The organism is Pseudomonas sp. NPDC089752 (assembly GCF_044748725.1).
In the GTDB taxonomy this organism is placed as follows: Bacteria; Pseudomonadota; Gammaproteobacteria; order Pseudomonadales; family Pseudomonadaceae; genus Aquipseudomonas.
Genome location: NZ_JBIVGP010000017.1, coordinates 41,158 through 56,013, shown reverse-complemented (window position 1 = coordinate 56,013; position 14,856 = coordinate 41,158). Strand labels below are relative to the sequence as shown.

The window sequence follows — 14,856 nt, the reverse complement described above, 5'->3', positions numbered from 1 at the left end:
TGTCCCGCGAATGGGCCAGACCTGCATATGATATTGCCTGAACCGGCCCCTTCGCGGGACAAGCCCGCTCCCACAGGTAACGAAGGTGATGCGTCTATTGGTGCTCGGCACCCTGCAGCGCTTCATCGCCCAGCTGCAGGGTCAGGCCATGCTCGACTTTTTCTTCCTCGAACAATCGCCACACATGCTCATCCTGGCTACCTAGCAGTTCGACAAAGCGTCGGCCATCGACCTTGTCATCCAGTTGGCCGACATAGCGCCCTGGCTCGGCACGGCTCAGCAGCACCTTGCGGTCTTTGTCCGGCTGGGTTGGCGAGATCAGGTTCAGTTCCAGGTTCTGCGGGTCGCTGTTGCCGGTCAGGCGCACATCCACTTCGCCGGTCAGTTCGTCGAGGTGCACGCTGGCCTTGAGGTTCAGGGTCTGCGCCCGCAGCTCGCGGTCCAGCGAGCGGTTGATGCCCTTGCCGGCCTCGTAATAGTTGTCGTTGACCAGGTTGTCCGGGTTGTGCACGGCGATGCTGACCATGGTCAGGCTCAGGCACACCGAGGTGGTGAGGATGCCGATGATGATCCAGGGCCAGAGGTGCTTGTACCAGGGGCTGGTGGCGGTAGCGGCAGGCATTGTGCGAATTCTCTCTCAGCGGATCTGTGGGCCGATGAAACGGCTCTTGGCTTCGACCTCGGCGGCGCTGTCGTCGGCGCTTTTGAGGATGAAGGTGATTTCGTTGGTGGTCGAGGGCAGTTTTTCCGGGGCGACCGACAGTTGCACCGGCAGGCTGACGATGTCACCGGCGGCCACGCGGATTTCGCGCTGGCCTTCCAGGCGCAGGTCGGGCAGGCCGGCGGCGTCGAGCACGTAGACGTGGTCGCGCTGGTCCTTGTTCATGACCTTGAGGCTGTACACGTTTTCGATCCGGCCCTGGGCGTTCTCGCGGTACAGCACGCGGTCCTTGCTGACGTCGAAGCCGACCAGCGAGCGGGTGGCGAAGGCGGTGGCCAGGGCGCCGATCATCACCAGCAGCACCAGCGCATAGCCGATCAGGCGTGGGCGCAGCATGTGGGTCTTCTGCCCCGACAGGTTGTGCTCGGTGGTGTAGCTGATCAGGCCTTTGGGGTAGTTCATCTTTTCCATGATGCTGTCGCAGGCGTCGATGCAGGCGGCGCAGCCAATGCATTCGATCTGCAGGCCGTCGCGGATGTCGATGCCGGTAGGGCAGACCTGTACGCACATGGTGCAGTCGATGCAGTCGCCCAGGCCCTGAGCCTTGTAGTCCGCGTCTTTCTTGCGCGGGCCGCGGGTTTCGCCGCGGCGCGGGTCGTAAGAGACGATCAGCGTGTCCTTGTCGAACATCACGCTCTGGAAACGCGCGTAGGGGCACATGTACACGCACACCTGTTCACGCAACCAGCCGGCGTTGCCATAGGTGGCGAGGGTGAAGAAACCGACCCAGAAGTACGCCCAGCCGTCGGCCTGGCCGGTGAAGAATTCGATGACCAGTTCACGGATCGGCGAGAAATAGCCGACGAAGGTCATGCCGGTGACGAAGCCGATCAGCAGCCACAAGCTGTGCTTGGCGAACTTGCGCAGGAACTTGTTGCCGCTCATGGGCGCCTTGTCGAGCTTCATGCGCTGGTTGCGGTCACCCTCGGTGACTTTTTCGCACCACATGAAGATCCACGTCCATACGCTTTGCGGACAGGTGTAGCCGCACCAGACGCGGCCGGCGTATACGGTGACGAAGAACAGGCCGAAGGCGGCGATGATGAGGATGCCCGAGAGCAGGATGAAATCCTGAGGCCAGATGGTGGCGCCGAAAATGTAGAACTTGCGCTCGGGCAGGTTCCACCACACGGCCTGGTGGCCGCCCCAGTTCAGCCACACCGTGCCGAAGTAAAGGAGGAACAGTACCGCCCCGCCGACCATTCGCAGGCGGCGGAAGATGCCGGTGAAGGCGCGGGTGTAGATTTTCTCGCGTGAGGCATAGAGGTCGACGGAATCCTTCCCTTTGCTGGCAGGCGGGGTGACATCATGTACCGGAATTTGCTTGCTCATCATCAAGTCCCACGGCAGTGGAAAAAACGCCGCGGCCAGTGCGTGCCGGCCGCGGTCATATCTAGCTAGGCGCCTGTGGACATGATACGCCCGTCAGATCGTCCGAGGTTGCCACGCGACATTTAGTCGCATTGGGTTGTGGCGGGTTATCGTGTATTTGGCGTCGCCTTGATGCAAGTCAATTGACACGACACGCTTGCCTTGCGATTACGCGGCTTTCATTGGAGCTCCAGCGTAGCCAGGACCTCGGCATTGGCCCAGTCATTGTTCCATGCGCACTTGATGGTCAAGGCGTCGGCATCATCGCTCAATTCCGCTATCAAATAGGTTCGTTGTGATGCCGAGCCACTGAGATACACCGGTGCCCCGCCATAGCGACCAACGCCGCGGTAAAAGTCGCCAGCCTCCTTATGGTAGTGGCCAGCGAACACGGCATGCACCGGATACCGCCGCATCATGCTGCTGAAGCGATCATGGTCTTCCCGGGTGCCGTCCCAAAAATCGGGTTGATGCAGATTGAGCAGCGTGATCTGGCCGTGCTCATGGCTCTCTTCGAGCTGTTGTTCGAGCCAGTCCAATGCATCCGAAATGAAGAAGCGAACACGTGAAGCATGCAATCCACTGTTGAAGCTCACACGGTAGGTAGGCTCGTTGTTCAGCTGAATCAGGCGAACACGGCCGAAGCTCATGCTGTAGCTGAGGGAGCCGCTGTAGCGCGTTTCGTCAGCGCCTCGAAAGGTCTCCAGGTGCATGATGTCAACCCGATTCTGATGGTGGTTGATCAGGTCCATGATGCTGTCCCTGGCGGCACCGTCGTTCAGCGTGTCATTGATATTGTTCTTGTAGTCGTGATTTCCCAGACCGAAGTAGTAATTCTCCTTCAGGTGATGTTGAAGCGCCGGGTAGAGCACTTCCCGCTGCCAGCCATGGCCGAAGGCGGTCATGTCGCCGTTGATCATCACCGGAATACCGGTGCCGCCGAAGCTGTTGCGATAGCTGGCAATACTGGCATATTGCTCGTTTATCAGCTCCTGGGACTGGCGATCACGCTCGCTATCGGACTGCTCCATGTCGTCGTCGGAGGCAGGGGTCCAGGGGTATTGAGGGTCAGAGGCGAAGACGAATGCCCTTGGCGTCGGGCGATTACCAAAACGGCCTGGTTTTCTGGCTGGCAAGGCATCTGGAAAGGTCGAGTCGCTCATGAGGTGAATCCTCTCGGGAAGGCAGACCAAGCGTCTGCTCCCTGAGGGTTCCGCAAAATCCAAAGGCCATGAATCGGGCAAGATTTCCTGAACAACATCTGCAGCGATAAGCGTATACAGCGTCCCCCGCATAGGTTCAGGGGGACGCTGCATGCACGTCATTCGGCCTGCTCTGGCGCTGCATCCTGATGCGACAGGCTGTACACATAAGCCGCCAGCAAATGCACCTTGTCATTGCCCTGCAACTGCTCCTGCGCCGGCATCTGCCCCTGGCGACCATAGCGAATGGTCTGCTGCAACTGGGCAAAGCTCGAACCGTAGATGAACGCCTGCGGATGGGTCAGGTTCGGCGCACCCATGGCCGGGGTGCCTTTACCTTCGGGGCCGTGACAGGCCACGCAGTTGGCGGCGAAGATCTTCTGCCCGTTTTCGGCATCGGCTTTCACGCCTTCGGGCAGCGTGCGGCCATCGAGCTTGCTGACCACGAAGGCCGCGACATCGGCCACGCCTTGTTCGCCGATCACTTCCGACCAGGCCGGCATCACGCCGTGGCGGCCGCCCATGATGGTGGTCTTGATGGTTTCCGGCTCGCCGCCCCAACGCCAGTCGTTGTCGGTCAGGTTGGGGAAGCCATAGGCGCCCTTGGCGTCGGAACCGTGGCACACCGAGCAGTTGGAGGCGAACAGCCGTGCGCCCATTTTCAGCGCCTGCGGCTGTTTGGCCACCTCTTCGATGGGCATGGCTGCGTACTTGGCGAAGATCGGCCCGAAGCGCGCGTCGGCCTTGGCCATTTCCTTTTCCCACTCGTGCACGCCGGTCCAGCCAGGCTGGCCGTTGGTGAACTCGGTCTGCTTGTCGTTATCCAGGTACGAGTAACCCGGCAGCACGCCTTTCCAGTTGCCCAGGCCGGGGTACAGCACCAGGTAGCCAAGGGCGAAGATGATGGTGCCGACGAACAGCCAGAACCACCATTTTGGCAGCGGGTTGTCGTATTCCTCGATGCCATCGAAGGCATGCCCGACGGTTTCATCGGTGACCTCTTCGCGCTGGCCCTTGCGGGTCGACAGCAGCAACCAGGTCAGCGAGAAGATGGTGCCCAGGGTCAGGACGGTGACGTACAGACTCCAGAAGGTTGTCATTGTTGTTTGCTCCCAGACGCTTTTGCTTGCTCGACGTGCTTGCTGGCGGAGGGGTCATCCGCGAAGGGCAATTGGGTCGCTTCGTCGAAGTCCTTTTTACGCCGTGGGTTGAACACCCACAGCGCCAGGCCCACGAAGGCCACCATCACCACGACGGTGCCCAGGCCGCGAATCATCCCGATATCCATCAGCGTCACCGTTTGCTCTTGATGATGGTGCCAAGACCCTGCAGGTACGCGACCAGCGCGTCCATTTCGGTCTTGCCCTTGACCGCGTCGCGGGCGCCGGCGATGTCGGCGTCGGTGTACGGCGTGCCCAGGGTACGCAGCACTTCCAGCTTCTTCGCGGTGTCCTTGCCGTCGAGCTTGTTCTCGACCAGCCACGGGTAGGACGGCATCTTCGATTCCGGCACCACGTTGCGCGGGTTGTACAGGTGCGCGCGGTGCCAATCGTCAGAGTAGCGGCCGCCGACGCGGGCCAGGTCCGGGCCGGTGCGCTTGGAACCCCACAGGAACGGGTGGTCCCACACGCTTTCACCGGCCACCGAGTAGTGGCCGTAGCGCTCGGTTTCGGCGCGGAACGGGCGGATCATCTGCGAGTGGCAACCGACGCATCCTTCGCGGATGTAGATGTCGCGGCCTTCGACTTCCAGCGCGGTGCGCGGCTTCATGCCTTCGACAGGTTTGTTGGTAACGTCCTGGAAAAACAGCGGGACGATCTGGGTGAGGCCACCGACGCTCACGGCGATGACCATGAAGAACGCCAGCAGGCCGATGTTCTTCTCGACAGCTTCATGCTTCATCAGTGCGCTCCCACGACGACGATCTTGGCGGCTTCATCGGCTTCTACCGGGTTGGCAGCGCGGACGGTACGGAACACGTTGTAGGCCATCAGCAACATGCCGGAGGCGAAGAACGCACCGCCCAGAGCCCGCACGATGTAACCCGGGTGGCTGGCCTGCAGGGCTTCGAGGAAGGAGTAGGTGAGCGTGCCGTCATCGTTGATGGCGCGCCACATCAGGCCCTGGGTAATGCCGTTGACCCACATCGAGGCGATGTACAGCACGGTGCCGATGGTCGCCAGCCAGAAGTGCGCGTTGATCAGCCCGACGCTGTGCATCTGCACCCGTCCATAGAGCTTGGGAATCATGTGGTACACCGCGCCGATCGAGATCATCGCCACCCAGCCGAGGGCGCCGGCGTGGACGTGGCCGATGGTCCAGTCGGTGTAGTGCGACAGCGAGTTCACGGTCTTGATGGCCATCATCGGGCCTTCGAAGGTGGACATGCCGTAGAACGCCAGCGATACCACGAGGAAGCGCAGGATCGGGTCGGTGCGCAATTTGTGCCAGGCCCCGGACAGGGTCATCATGCCGTTGATCATGCCGCCCCAGCTCGGTGCCAGGAGGATGATCGACATCACCATGCCCAGCGACTGCGCCCAGTCAGGCAGCGCGGTGTAGTGCAGGTGGTGCGGGCCGGCCCAGATGTACAGGGTGATCAGCGCCCAGAAGTGCACGATCGACAGGCGATACGAGTAGATCGGCCGCTCGGCCTGCTTGGGCACGAAGTAGTACATCATCCCCAGAAAGCCCGTAGTGAGGAAGAAGCCCACGGCGTTGTGGCCGTACCACCACTGGATCATCGCGTCGGTCGCGCCGGCGTAGGCCGAGTACGACTTGAACAGGCTCACCGGCAGCGAGATGTGGTTGACGATGTGCAGCATCGCGGTGACCACGATGAAGGCGCCGTAGAACCAGTTGCCGACATAGATGTGCTTGGTCTTGCGCTTGACGATGGTGCCGAAGAACACCAGCCCGTAGGTGACCCAGACGATGGCCAGCAGGATCGCCAGCGGCCACTCCAGCTCGGCGTATTCCTTGGTGGTGGTGTAGCCCATCGGCAAAGTGATCAGCGCGCCGACGATCACCGCCTGCCAACCCCAGAAGGTGAAGGCGGCCATGCTGTCGGAGATCAGCCGGGTCTGGCAGGTTCGCTGCACCACGTAGTAGCTGGTGCCAAATAACGCACAGCCGCCGAAGGCGAAGATGACCAAGTTGGTGTGCAGCGGGCGCAGGCGGCCGAAGCTGGTCCAGGGCAGGTCCAGGTTCAATTGCGGCCACACCAGCTGCGAGGCGATGAAGACGCCGAGGCCCATGCCAAGGATCCCCCAGACCACCGTCATGATGGCGAACTGGCGGACGACCTTATAGTTATAAGCAGTCGGACTGATTGCTGTGCTCATTCTAAGGTTCCACGGTTTTGGTGTTCTTGTTGGTTGAAAAATCGGCGCCAGTATCGATAACCACCAGGGTTATGGCAACGCAAGAAGACTTGCGCCGACCCGTGTCCGGGCCCGTTTGCCGATGTCCCGCGGCAATTGGGTCTGGGCGATTGTACACAAATAAATATTTGTAATGTGTACCGTTTTTCACCTTTTTCTGATCGAACGGTCAAGCTTTTTTTGCGGGCGGCGTCAGGCGATGCGCCGCGTCTGCTTCGCTGGATTGATAGCGAAGCCCACTGAGGCAACAAGCTTAGTTCGGTTGGGGGGGGGTGCAAGGGGAGGGGGATGGGCTTGGGGGCGTAAGTCTTGAGGTTTGTAGCGCGTCGTAGATCGAGCGCCGCGCGGGCGGCGCTCGATCTCACAGGCGACGAAACGCTTCCGTCATACTCATTGGGCAGTCACCGATTCAGCGTCTTGCGAAAGGCTATACACATAAGCCGCCAACAAATGCACCTTGTCATTCCCCTGAATCTCCACCTGCGCCGGCATCTGCCCCTGGCGCCCATAGCGAATGGTCTGCTGCAACTGAGCGAAACTCGACCCATAGATAAACGCCTGCGGGTGATTCAGGTTCGGCGCACCCATGGCCGGCGTGCCATTACCCTCAGGCCCATGACAGGCCACGCAGTTGCCGGCAAAGATTTCCTTGCCCTTGGCCACGTCGGCCTTGGCGCCTTCCGGCAGGCTGCGGCCATCGAGGTTGGTCAGCACATAGGCGGCGACATCAGCCACGCCCTGTTCGCCAATCACCTCGGCCCACGCAGGCATCACCCCGTGGCGGCCGTTCATGATCGAGGCCTTGATGGTCTCGGGCTCGCCGCCCCAGCGCCAGTCGGTGTCGGTCAGGTTGGGGAAGCCATAGGCGCCTTTGGCGTCCGAGCCGTGGCACACCGCGCAGTTGGAAGCGAACAGGCGGCCGCCCATCTTCAACGCCTGCGGGTCCTTGGCCACTTCCTCGACGGGCATGGCCGCGTACTTGGCGAAGATCGGCCCGAACTTGGCGTCGGCCTTGTCCATTTCCTTTTGCCATTCATTAACGCCGGTCCAGCCGTTCTCGTAGCCTGGCAGGATGCCTTTCCAGTTGCCCAAGCCGGGGTACAGCACCAGGTAGCCGGCGCCGAACACCAAGGTGCCGACGAACAAGTAGAACCACCACTTGGGCAGCGGGTTGTCGTATTCCTCGATGCCATCGAAGCTGTGGCCCATGGTCTGGTCGGTGGTGCTGTTGCTTTGGCCCTTGCGGGTCGACAGCAGCAACCAGGTCAGGCCGATCAGGCTGCCAATGGTCAGTACGCTGATGTACGTACTCCAGAAGGTGGTCATTACCCGTTACTCCTTTTTGCAGCAGGTGCCTGCCCGGCAGCGGGCTGGCGGTCGTCGACGAAGGGCAGCAGGCGCGCTTCGGCGAAATCACGGTCGCGGCGACGGTTGAACACCCACAGCGTGAGGCCGATGAAAGCGATCATCACCACCAGGGTGCCCAGGCCGCGGATCATGCCGATGTCCATGTCCATCGCACTCACCTCTTGTTCTTGATCGCGGTGCCGAGCACCTGCAGGTAGGCGACCAGCGCGTCCATTTCGGTCTTGCCCTTGACCGCGTCGCGGGCGCCGGCAATGTCCGCGTCGCTGTACGGCACGCCAAGGGTGCGCAGGGTACGCATCTTGGTGTCGGTGTGGCTGTTGTCGACCTGCGCGGCGACCAGCCACGGGTAGGCCGGCATCTTCGACTCCGGCACCACGTTGCGCGGGTTGTACAGGTGCGCGCGGTGCCAGTCATCGGAGTAACGGCCGCCAACGCGCGCCAGGTCCGGCCCGGTGCGCTTGGAGCCCCACAGGAACGGGTGGTCCCACACGCTTTCACCGGCCACCGAGTAGTGGCCGTAGCGCTCGGTTTCGGCGCGGAACGGGCGGATCATCTGCGAGTGGCAGCCCACGCAGCCTTCGCGGATATAGATGTCGCGGCCCTCCAGTTGCAGCGCGGTGTAGGGCTTCATGCCTTCGACCGGCTTGTTGGTGACGTCCTGGAAGAACAGCGGGACGATCTGGGTCAGGCCGCCGATGCTGACGGCGAACACCATCAGCAGGGCCAGCAGGCCTACGTTTTTCTCGATCACTTCATGTTTCATCAGGCGGGTCTCCTCAGGCCAGCTGGGCGTTGGCAGGGGCGGCTTCGGTGGCCGGTGCACGCACGGTGCGCCAGGTGTTCCAGGCCATCAGGAACATGCCACTGAGGAAGATCGCGCCACCGACGAAACGCACGATGAAGCCCGGGTGGCTGGCCACCAGGGTTTCCACGAACGAGTAGGTGAGCGTGCCGTCGCTGTTGACCGCGCGCCACATCAGGCCCTGGGCGATGCCGTTGACCCACATCGAGGCGATGTACAGCACGGTGCCGATGGTCGCCAGCCAGAAGTGCGCGTTGATCAGGCCCAGGCTGTACATGCGCTGTTTGCCGAACACCACCGGGATGGTGTGGTACAGCGCGCCGATCGAGATCATCGCCACCCAGCCGAGGGCGCCGGCATGCACGTGGCCGATGGTCCAGTCGGTGTAGTGGGACAGGGCGTTGACGGTCTTGATGGCCATCATCGGGCCTTCGAAGGTGGACATGCCGTAGAACGCCAGCGACACCACCAGGAAACGCAGGATCGGGTCGCTGCGCAGTTTGTGCCAGGCCCCCGACAGGGTCATCATGCCGTTGATCATGCCGCCCCAGCTCGGTGCCAGCAGAATCAGCGACATCACCATGCCCAGCGACTGCGCCCAGTCGGGCAGCGCGGTGTAGTGCAGGTGGTGGGGGCCGGCCCAGATGTACAGGGTGATCAGCGCCCAGAAGTGGACGATCGACAGGCGATAGGAATACACCGGGCGTTCGGCCTGCTTGGGCACGTAGTAGTACATCATCCCGAGGAAGCCGGCGGTAAGGAAGAAGCCCACGGCGTTGTGGCCGTACCACCACTGCACCATGGCATCGGTGGCCCCGGCATATACCGAGTACGACTTGGTCAGGCTGACCGGCAGCTCCAGGTTGTTGACGATGTGCAGCAACGCCACGGTCAGGATGAACGCGCCGAAGAACCAGTTGCCCACGTAGATGTGCTTGGTGGTGCGTTTCATCAGCGTGCCGAAGAACACGATGGCGTAGGCGACCCAGACGATGGTGATCAGGATGTCGATCGGCCATTCCAGTTCAGCGTATTCCTTGGAGCTGGTGTAGCCCAGCGGCAGGCTAATGGCCGCCAGCAGGATCACCAGTTGCCAGCCCCAGAAGGTGAACGCCGCAAGTTTGGGCGAAAACAGGGTGGTCTGGCAGGTGCGTTGCACCGAATAATAGGACGTGGCGAACAACGCGCAGCCGCCGAAGGCGAAGATCACCGCATTGGTATGCAGTGGGCGCAGGCGGCCGAAGCTGGTCCAGGGGAGGTCGAAGTTGAGGGAAGGCCAGGCGAGCTGGGCGGCGATGAAGACGCCGAGCCCCATCCCGACGATTCCCCACACCACCGTCATGATGGCGAATTGGCGGACCACCTTGTAGTTATAGGCGGTACTGCTGGTTGTGTTCATGTATGGGTTCCCATCCACGGTTATTTTGGCAGGCTATGAAACGAGGCAAGAATGAGAGATGGGCAAAGTGCCGGTATTGACGGGGATCAATGGGCGAAGATCGCAAATGTCCCAGGCTTGCTCTGCGATCCTCCACGGAATCAGGGCGATAGCCGCGCTGCGCCATGCCTGATCCTGGCCCATGGCGCGGGTGCGCCGATGGACAGCGGGTTCATGGATGAAATAGCGCAAAGGCTGGCGGCGCTTGGGGTTGGCGTGGTTCGCTTCGAGTTTCCCTACATGGCCGAGCGCAGGGCGGGGGGGAGCAAGCGCCCGCCCAATCCACAGAAGGTGCTGCTCGAATGCTGGCGCGAGGTGTACCGGCAGGTGCGACCTTTGGTCACGGGCAGGCTGGCGATTGGCGGCAAGTCGATGGGCGGGCGCATGGCCAGTTTGTTGGCGGATGAACTGGGCGCGGATGCGCTGGTGTGCCTGGGGTATCCGTTCTATGCGGTGGGCAAGCCGGAGAAGCCACGGGTCGAGCACTTGGCGGGGTTGTCTACACCAACGCTGATCGTTCAGGGTGAGCGCGATGCGCTGGGGAATCGTGAGGCGGTTGCAGGGTATGCGTTGTCACCGTCGATCGAGGTGAGCTGGCTGGTGGCGGGGGATCATGACCTGAAACCGCTGAAGGCTTCGGGGTTCAGTCATGAGCAGCATTTGCAGGCGGCGGCTGAGAAAGTTGCAGAGTTCTTGTTGAAATAGTGTTGTTTTCTTCGCGGGCAAGCCCGCTCCCACAGGTACCCCACCTGTATCAAGACCCAGTGGGGTACCTGTGGGAGCGGGCTTGCCCGCGAAAAGGCCGGTGCAGGCTTGCGCTTAGTCGCGATACTCGCACAGGTAGGCAGTATCCACCTTCACCTGCAGCTGGAACTTGCTGTCCGCCGCCACATTGAACTTGTCGCCGGCATTGAAGGTTTCCCAGTTGTCGCTACCCGGCAGCTTGACGGTCAGCGCACCCGACACCACGTGCATGATTTCGCGCTTGGCGGTGCCGAATTCGTATTCGCCCGGTGCCATCACGCCGACGGTGGCCGGGCCTTCAGTGCCTTCGAAGGCGATCGACTTGACGGTACCATCGAAGTATTCGTTGACCTTGAACATGGGGCGACTCCTGAAAAGGGGATGGAAAAAAGGGCTGGCCAGTATGCCCAAGCCCCTTCCCGCCGTCATCTGCTTTCAGGGGGCATTGGCGGGCAGGCTCAACGGCAGCAGCCGCGCAGTATTGCGCGCATCCTCCAGGGCCCGGTGCTGCTGCCCGCAAAAGTGCATGCCGGCCAGCTGCAGCGCGCCGTTGAGCCCGGCCGGGCGCTGCAGGTGGCGGGCTTTTGCAAAGCGCTGCTTGAGATTGATGTGCGGCAGCTTGCGCAGCAGGCTGTCGAGTTCATGTTGCTGCCATTCCTGCAGCAGTTGCTGGCGGTCGTAATCGCCCCAGCTGACCCACGCCTGCAACTGCCCGCGGTGGTGGCCCAGCCAGCGTTCAAAGCGCGCCCACACCTGCGGGAACGCCGCGGCACTGTCGACATCGGCCTGGCTGATGTGCGTCAGCTCGCGGCAGAATGGCGTCAATTGTGGCCGCCGCCGGGGCCGCACGAAGCGCTGGAAGTGGTCCACCTCGCGGCCGTCACGGGTCACCAGGCTGGCGCCGATTTCTATGATTTCCATCTCCGTCACCGGCCAGCCACCATCATCGGTGGTGGCTTCCAGGTCGATCACCAACCAGTGGCCCATACCAGGCTCCCTCGCCATTCATGCTAGAGCAGCGTAGCCAATGTCGGGCCACACGGCATCCCCTGGCATAATGCCCTCACTTTGGCATAACCAGCAGTTGTGCCGAGCTGGGAAAACGCCTAGCTTAGGGCGCATCCAGGTATGAACCGTGATGAGTGTCCGTCTTGACTCCAGCGCCCGGCCTGAAGGCTATCTCCACCCTGATGATGCTGGCTGCGGTATGGCTGGCGGTGCCGGCCTGGGCTAGTTCCGCCCTTGATGTGAAGATTGGCGCTGCGCATTTTCCGCCGTACACCGTGCGCCCCGAGCAGGGCGCCGACACCGGCCTGTTGCCGCAGTTGGTCGAGGCATTGAATCGGCTGCAGCAGGATTACCGCTTCGTGCTGGTGCCCACCTCGATCCAGCGCCGCTTCGGTGATTTCCAGCAGGGCCGCACCGACATGGCCATTTTCGAGAACCCTGAATGGGGCTGGCAGCAGATTCCCCATCAGACGGTGGACATGGGCCTGGAAGACGCCGAAGTGTTCGTCGCCAAGAAGCTCGACGGCCGCGACCAGCGCTACTTCGATGACCTGGCCGGCAAGCGCCTGGCGCTGTTCAATGGCTATCACTACGCGTTCGCCGGATTCAATTCCGACCCTGCCTACCTGCGCAAAACCTACAACGCCACGCTGACTTATTCTCACGACAGCAACCTGCTGATGGTCCAGGCCGGCCGTGCCGACATCGCCTTGGTGACCCGGTCCTACCTCAGCGATTTCCTCAAGCGCAACCCGACCAGCTCCAGCCAGCTGGTTCCCTCCACGCGTATCGATCAGACCTACCACCACTACGCGCTGTTGCGCCCGGAAGCGGCCATCACGGGTGCGCAATTCGCCGACCTGTTGCGCCAGCTCCGCGACAACGGAGAGCTGGCCCGTATCTTCCAGCCCTATCGCATCACCGTCGCCGCGCCGCAGGACTAAATTCCTCGGGCTCCGCCACGTTTTCAGCAGTGAGCCTCCTTTTCATTTTCTGTGAGCCCTGCCCATGCCGTTCGATGCCGCTTCACAGCCCCTTTGCGCGCCACGCTGGCGCAGCCTCGCTGCCGACGAGGGTGATTGCTGGTTGAGCCTGACCCTCGAGGGCCGGCCATTGATTCAGGTGCGCCTGGAACCTGGCGCGACCCTCGCGGTGCACGTTGAAAACCTATGCCCGGAGCGCCCGCAGCAGGCCCTGTGGGCTGCCTGCTATTGGCTGCTGTCGCGCGACCCAGCCCGCCAGCGCCTGGCCTGGCACCTGCCCAAGGCGGTGCCGGAGGCACTTGCCAGCGGCCTGTTACTGATCACCGAGCAGGCGGGCGTGTACCTGTGCGAGCGCACTCTGTTCTGGCAGTTGCCCCAGCCATGGCTCGGCCAGGCCATCAGCGGCAGCTATCCGCAACAGATGCAGATCAGCAACGGCAAACGCCACCCACGCCGTGCGCCCAAGCCCCGTGGCGAGGTCTACCGGCGCTTTGATGCGCGCCTGGGTAGCTGGGTATCGCTGCGTACCTTGGAGATCGACCAGGACCTGGAGCGCTTCAACCGCTGGCAGAACAACCCGCGCGTGGAGCAGTTCTGGCAGGAGGGCGGATCACTGGAGCAGCACCGTGAGTACCTGGCCAAGCTGGACGCCGACCCGCATACCGTCACCTTGATCGGCTGCTTCGATGATCAGCCGTTCGCCTACTTCGAGGCGTACTGGGCCAAGGAGGACCGCATCGCGCCGTTCTATTCGGCCGACGACTACGACCGTGGCATCCACATGCTGGTGGGGGAGGAGGCGCACCGTGGGCCGCACAAGGTGGCCAGCTGGCTGTCGGCACTGGTGCACTATCTGTTCCTGGATGATCCGCGCACCCAGCGGGTGGTCGCCGAACCGCGTGCCGACAACGGCAAGATGATCGGCTACATGCACGACCAGTGCTTCCACTGCGACAAGGAATTCGACTTCCCGCACAAGCGCGCGGCGCTGATGATTCTGGGGCGGGAGCGGTTTTTCGATCGCTGCAAATTAGTCTGAGACCGCGTCGCCTTTTTCGCGGGGCAAGCCCGCTCCCACAGGATGGGGTGTGATCGCTGTGGGAGCGGGCTTGCCCCGCGAAAAGGGCGACACCGATCGATCAGGCTTGCCGGCTGGCAGTCTTGCGGCAGTGCACCAGCGCATCACGAATCATGAAGTTGACCAGCGTCGGCGACACCCCCAGCTCCTTGGCGATGTCTTTCTGCGGCACGCCGTGCAGGCGATACATTTCGAAGGCGTAGCGAGTGCGCTGGGGCAGTTCGTTGAGCGCCTCGGCAATGTGCTCGAGCGCGGCCAGGTTGATATGCGTGGCTTCCGGCGAGGCGTTCGGGATCACCACGTTCAGGCCCTCTTCTTCGCTGCCCGAATACCTCAGCTCCATCGCCTGCTTGCGGTAATGGTCGATGGCCAGGTTGCGCACGATCTGGAACAGGTAGCTGAGCTGGGCCTTGAACGAGGAGGTGATCTGCGGGGCGGCGCTGAGCCGGAAGAAGGCGTCCTGCACCACATCCTCGGCACGCGAGCGGCAGCCAGTGATGCGCGCCGCGATCTTGACCAGGATTCTGCGGTTGTCGACGAACGCCTGGAGTAATGGTGAATCGCACTTACTTGTGGATAGTTGTTCCGCCATGGAAATCACCTTGTCTCAGAGGGGAATAGGAGCACCCCTCATGGGGAAGCTGCCTGCGACGTGCGACAAACTATTCAGAATGATAATGATTGTCAAATACGAAAGTTAATGAGTATCCATTAGTTTCGGTTCTAAGCAGTCGAGCGTGACGCGGTTCACCTTTCAC

17 protein-coding genes are annotated in these 14,856 nt (G+C 61.9%); 3 read left to right on the top strand and 14 right to left on the bottom strand.

The annotated features are described in order from the left end of the window. Nucleotides 1-94: 94 nt before the first annotated feature. The 11 genes from ACIPZF_RS22965 to ccoN (ACIPZF_RS22915) all read right to left on the bottom strand — a co-directional run bounded on the left by ACIPZF_RS22965 (nucleotide 95) and on the right by ccoN (ACIPZF_RS22915) (nucleotide 10,246). Nucleotides 95-622: a FixH family protein gene (locus tag ACIPZF_RS22965; RefSeq protein ID WP_400803595.1), complete on the bottom strand. Its 528-nt coding sequence runs from the start codon at nucleotides 620-622 to the stop codon at nucleotides 95-97. 15 nt (nucleotides 623-637) lie between these two features. Further along, nucleotides 638-2,053, bottom strand: a complete 1,416-nt coding sequence (ccoG, locus tag ACIPZF_RS22960; RefSeq protein ID WP_400803592.1) for a cytochrome c oxidase accessory protein CcoG — start codon at nucleotides 2,051-2,053, stop codon at nucleotides 638-640. Between the two features lie 218 nt (nucleotides 2,054-2,271). Beyond that, entirely contained in the window at nucleotides 2,272-3,255 is a 984-nt protein-coding gene (locus ACIPZF_RS22955) for a metallophosphoesterase family protein (protein WP_400803589.1), read from the bottom strand. A gap of 158 nt (nucleotides 3,256-3,413) precedes the next feature. Further along, complete coding sequence (gene ccoP, locus ACIPZF_RS22950) at nucleotides 3,414-4,394, bottom strand: cytochrome-c oxidase, cbb3-type subunit III (RefSeq protein WP_400803587.1); 981 nt, start codon at nucleotides 4,392-4,394, stop codon at nucleotides 3,414-3,416. Next, the gene (locus tag ACIPZF_RS22945; protein WP_400803686.1) at nucleotides 4,391-4,582 is read right to left on the bottom strand and encodes a cbb3-type cytochrome oxidase subunit 3; all 192 of its coding nucleotides are present in this window, start codon (nucleotides 4,580-4,582) and stop codon (nucleotides 4,391-4,393) included. Before ACIPZF_RS22945 ends, ccoP (ACIPZF_RS22950) begins: the two co-directional genes overlap by 4 nt. Before the next feature lie 5 nt (nucleotides 4,583-4,587). Beyond that, on the bottom strand, nucleotides 4,588-5,196 hold the full coding sequence (gene ccoO / locus ACIPZF_RS22940; RefSeq protein WP_027921277.1) for a cytochrome-c oxidase, cbb3-type subunit II: 609 nt from the start codon (nucleotides 5,194-5,196) through the stop codon (nucleotides 4,588-4,590). Beyond that, complete coding sequence (gene ccoN / locus ACIPZF_RS22935; protein WP_400803584.1) at nucleotides 5,196-6,638, bottom strand: cytochrome-c oxidase, cbb3-type subunit I; 1,443 nt, start codon at nucleotides 6,636-6,638, stop codon at nucleotides 5,196-5,198. The genes ccoO (ACIPZF_RS22940) and ccoN (ACIPZF_RS22935) overlap by 1 nt, the downstream gene beginning before the upstream one ends. A gap of 429 nt (nucleotides 6,639-7,067) precedes the next feature. Then, the gene (ccoP, locus tag ACIPZF_RS22930) at nucleotides 7,068-8,003 is read right to left on the bottom strand and encodes a cytochrome-c oxidase, cbb3-type subunit III (protein ID WP_400803581.1); all 936 of its coding nucleotides are present in this window, start codon (nucleotides 8,001-8,003) and stop codon (nucleotides 7,068-7,070) included. Continuing rightward, nucleotides 8,003-8,194, bottom strand: a complete 192-nt coding sequence (locus ACIPZF_RS22925) for a cbb3-type cytochrome oxidase subunit 3 (protein WP_400803683.1) — start codon at nucleotides 8,192-8,194, stop codon at nucleotides 8,003-8,005. Before ACIPZF_RS22925 ends, ccoP (ACIPZF_RS22930) begins: the two co-directional genes overlap by 1 nt. Before the next feature lie 5 nt (nucleotides 8,195-8,199). Next, nucleotides 8,200-8,808 carry a cytochrome-c oxidase, cbb3-type subunit II gene (gene ccoO / locus ACIPZF_RS22920; protein ID WP_400803580.1) on the bottom strand — a complete coding sequence of 203 codons (609 nt, stop codon included), beginning with the start codon at nucleotides 8,806-8,808 and terminating at the stop codon, nucleotides 8,200-8,202. 13 nt (nucleotides 8,809-8,821) lie between these two features. Then, nucleotides 8,822-10,246 (bottom strand): cytochrome-c oxidase, cbb3-type subunit I, encoded by a 1,425-nt coding sequence (gene ccoN, locus ACIPZF_RS22915; RefSeq protein ID WP_400803577.1) that lies wholly within the window; start codon nucleotides 10,244-10,246, stop codon nucleotides 8,822-8,824. 51 nt (nucleotides 10,247-10,297) lie between these two features. On the opposite strand from ccoN (ACIPZF_RS22915), the gene ACIPZF_RS22910 reads away from it, so the two are divergent. Next, the gene (locus tag ACIPZF_RS22910) at nucleotides 10,298-10,990 is read left to right on the top strand and encodes an alpha/beta family hydrolase (protein WP_400803574.1); all 693 of its coding nucleotides are present in this window, start codon (nucleotides 10,298-10,300) and stop codon (nucleotides 10,988-10,990) included. Nucleotides 10,991-11,104: 114 nt separating this feature from the next. Here the strand turns inward: ACIPZF_RS22910 and ACIPZF_RS22905 are convergent, their stop codons facing one another. Together ACIPZF_RS22905 and ACIPZF_RS22900 are read right to left on the bottom strand one after the other, a co-directional pair. Next, on the bottom strand, nucleotides 11,105-11,389 hold the full coding sequence (locus ACIPZF_RS22905) for a pyrimidine/purine nucleoside phosphorylase (RefSeq protein WP_322364316.1): 285 nt from the start codon (nucleotides 11,387-11,389) through the stop codon (nucleotides 11,105-11,107). A 75-nt stretch (nucleotides 11,390-11,464) separates the two neighbouring features. After that, the gene (locus tag ACIPZF_RS22900; protein WP_400803571.1) at nucleotides 11,465-12,016 is read right to left on the bottom strand and encodes an exonuclease domain-containing protein; all 552 of its coding nucleotides are present in this window, start codon (nucleotides 12,014-12,016) and stop codon (nucleotides 11,465-11,467) included. Between the two features lie 164 nt (nucleotides 12,017-12,180). Between ACIPZF_RS22900 and ACIPZF_RS22895 the strand changes: the two genes are divergently transcribed. Continuing rightward, nucleotides 12,181-12,981 carry a substrate-binding periplasmic protein gene (locus tag ACIPZF_RS22895; protein WP_400803569.1) on the top strand — a complete coding sequence of 267 codons (801 nt, stop codon included), beginning with the start codon at nucleotides 12,181-12,183 and terminating at the stop codon, nucleotides 12,979-12,981. Between the two features lie 64 nt (nucleotides 12,982-13,045). After that, the gene (locus ACIPZF_RS22890) at nucleotides 13,046-14,059 is read left to right on the top strand and encodes a GNAT family N-acetyltransferase (RefSeq protein ID WP_400803567.1); all 1,014 of its coding nucleotides are present in this window, start codon (nucleotides 13,046-13,048) and stop codon (nucleotides 14,057-14,059) included. A gap of 100 nt (nucleotides 14,060-14,159) precedes the next feature. Here ACIPZF_RS22890 and ACIPZF_RS22885 read toward each other — a convergent pair whose 3' ends face one another. After that, nucleotides 14,160-14,690 (bottom strand): RNA polymerase factor sigma-70, encoded by a 531-nt coding sequence (locus ACIPZF_RS22885; protein ID WP_400803565.1) that lies wholly within the window; start codon nucleotides 14,688-14,690, stop codon nucleotides 14,160-14,162. Between the last annotated feature and the right edge of the window lie 166 nt (nucleotides 14,691-14,856).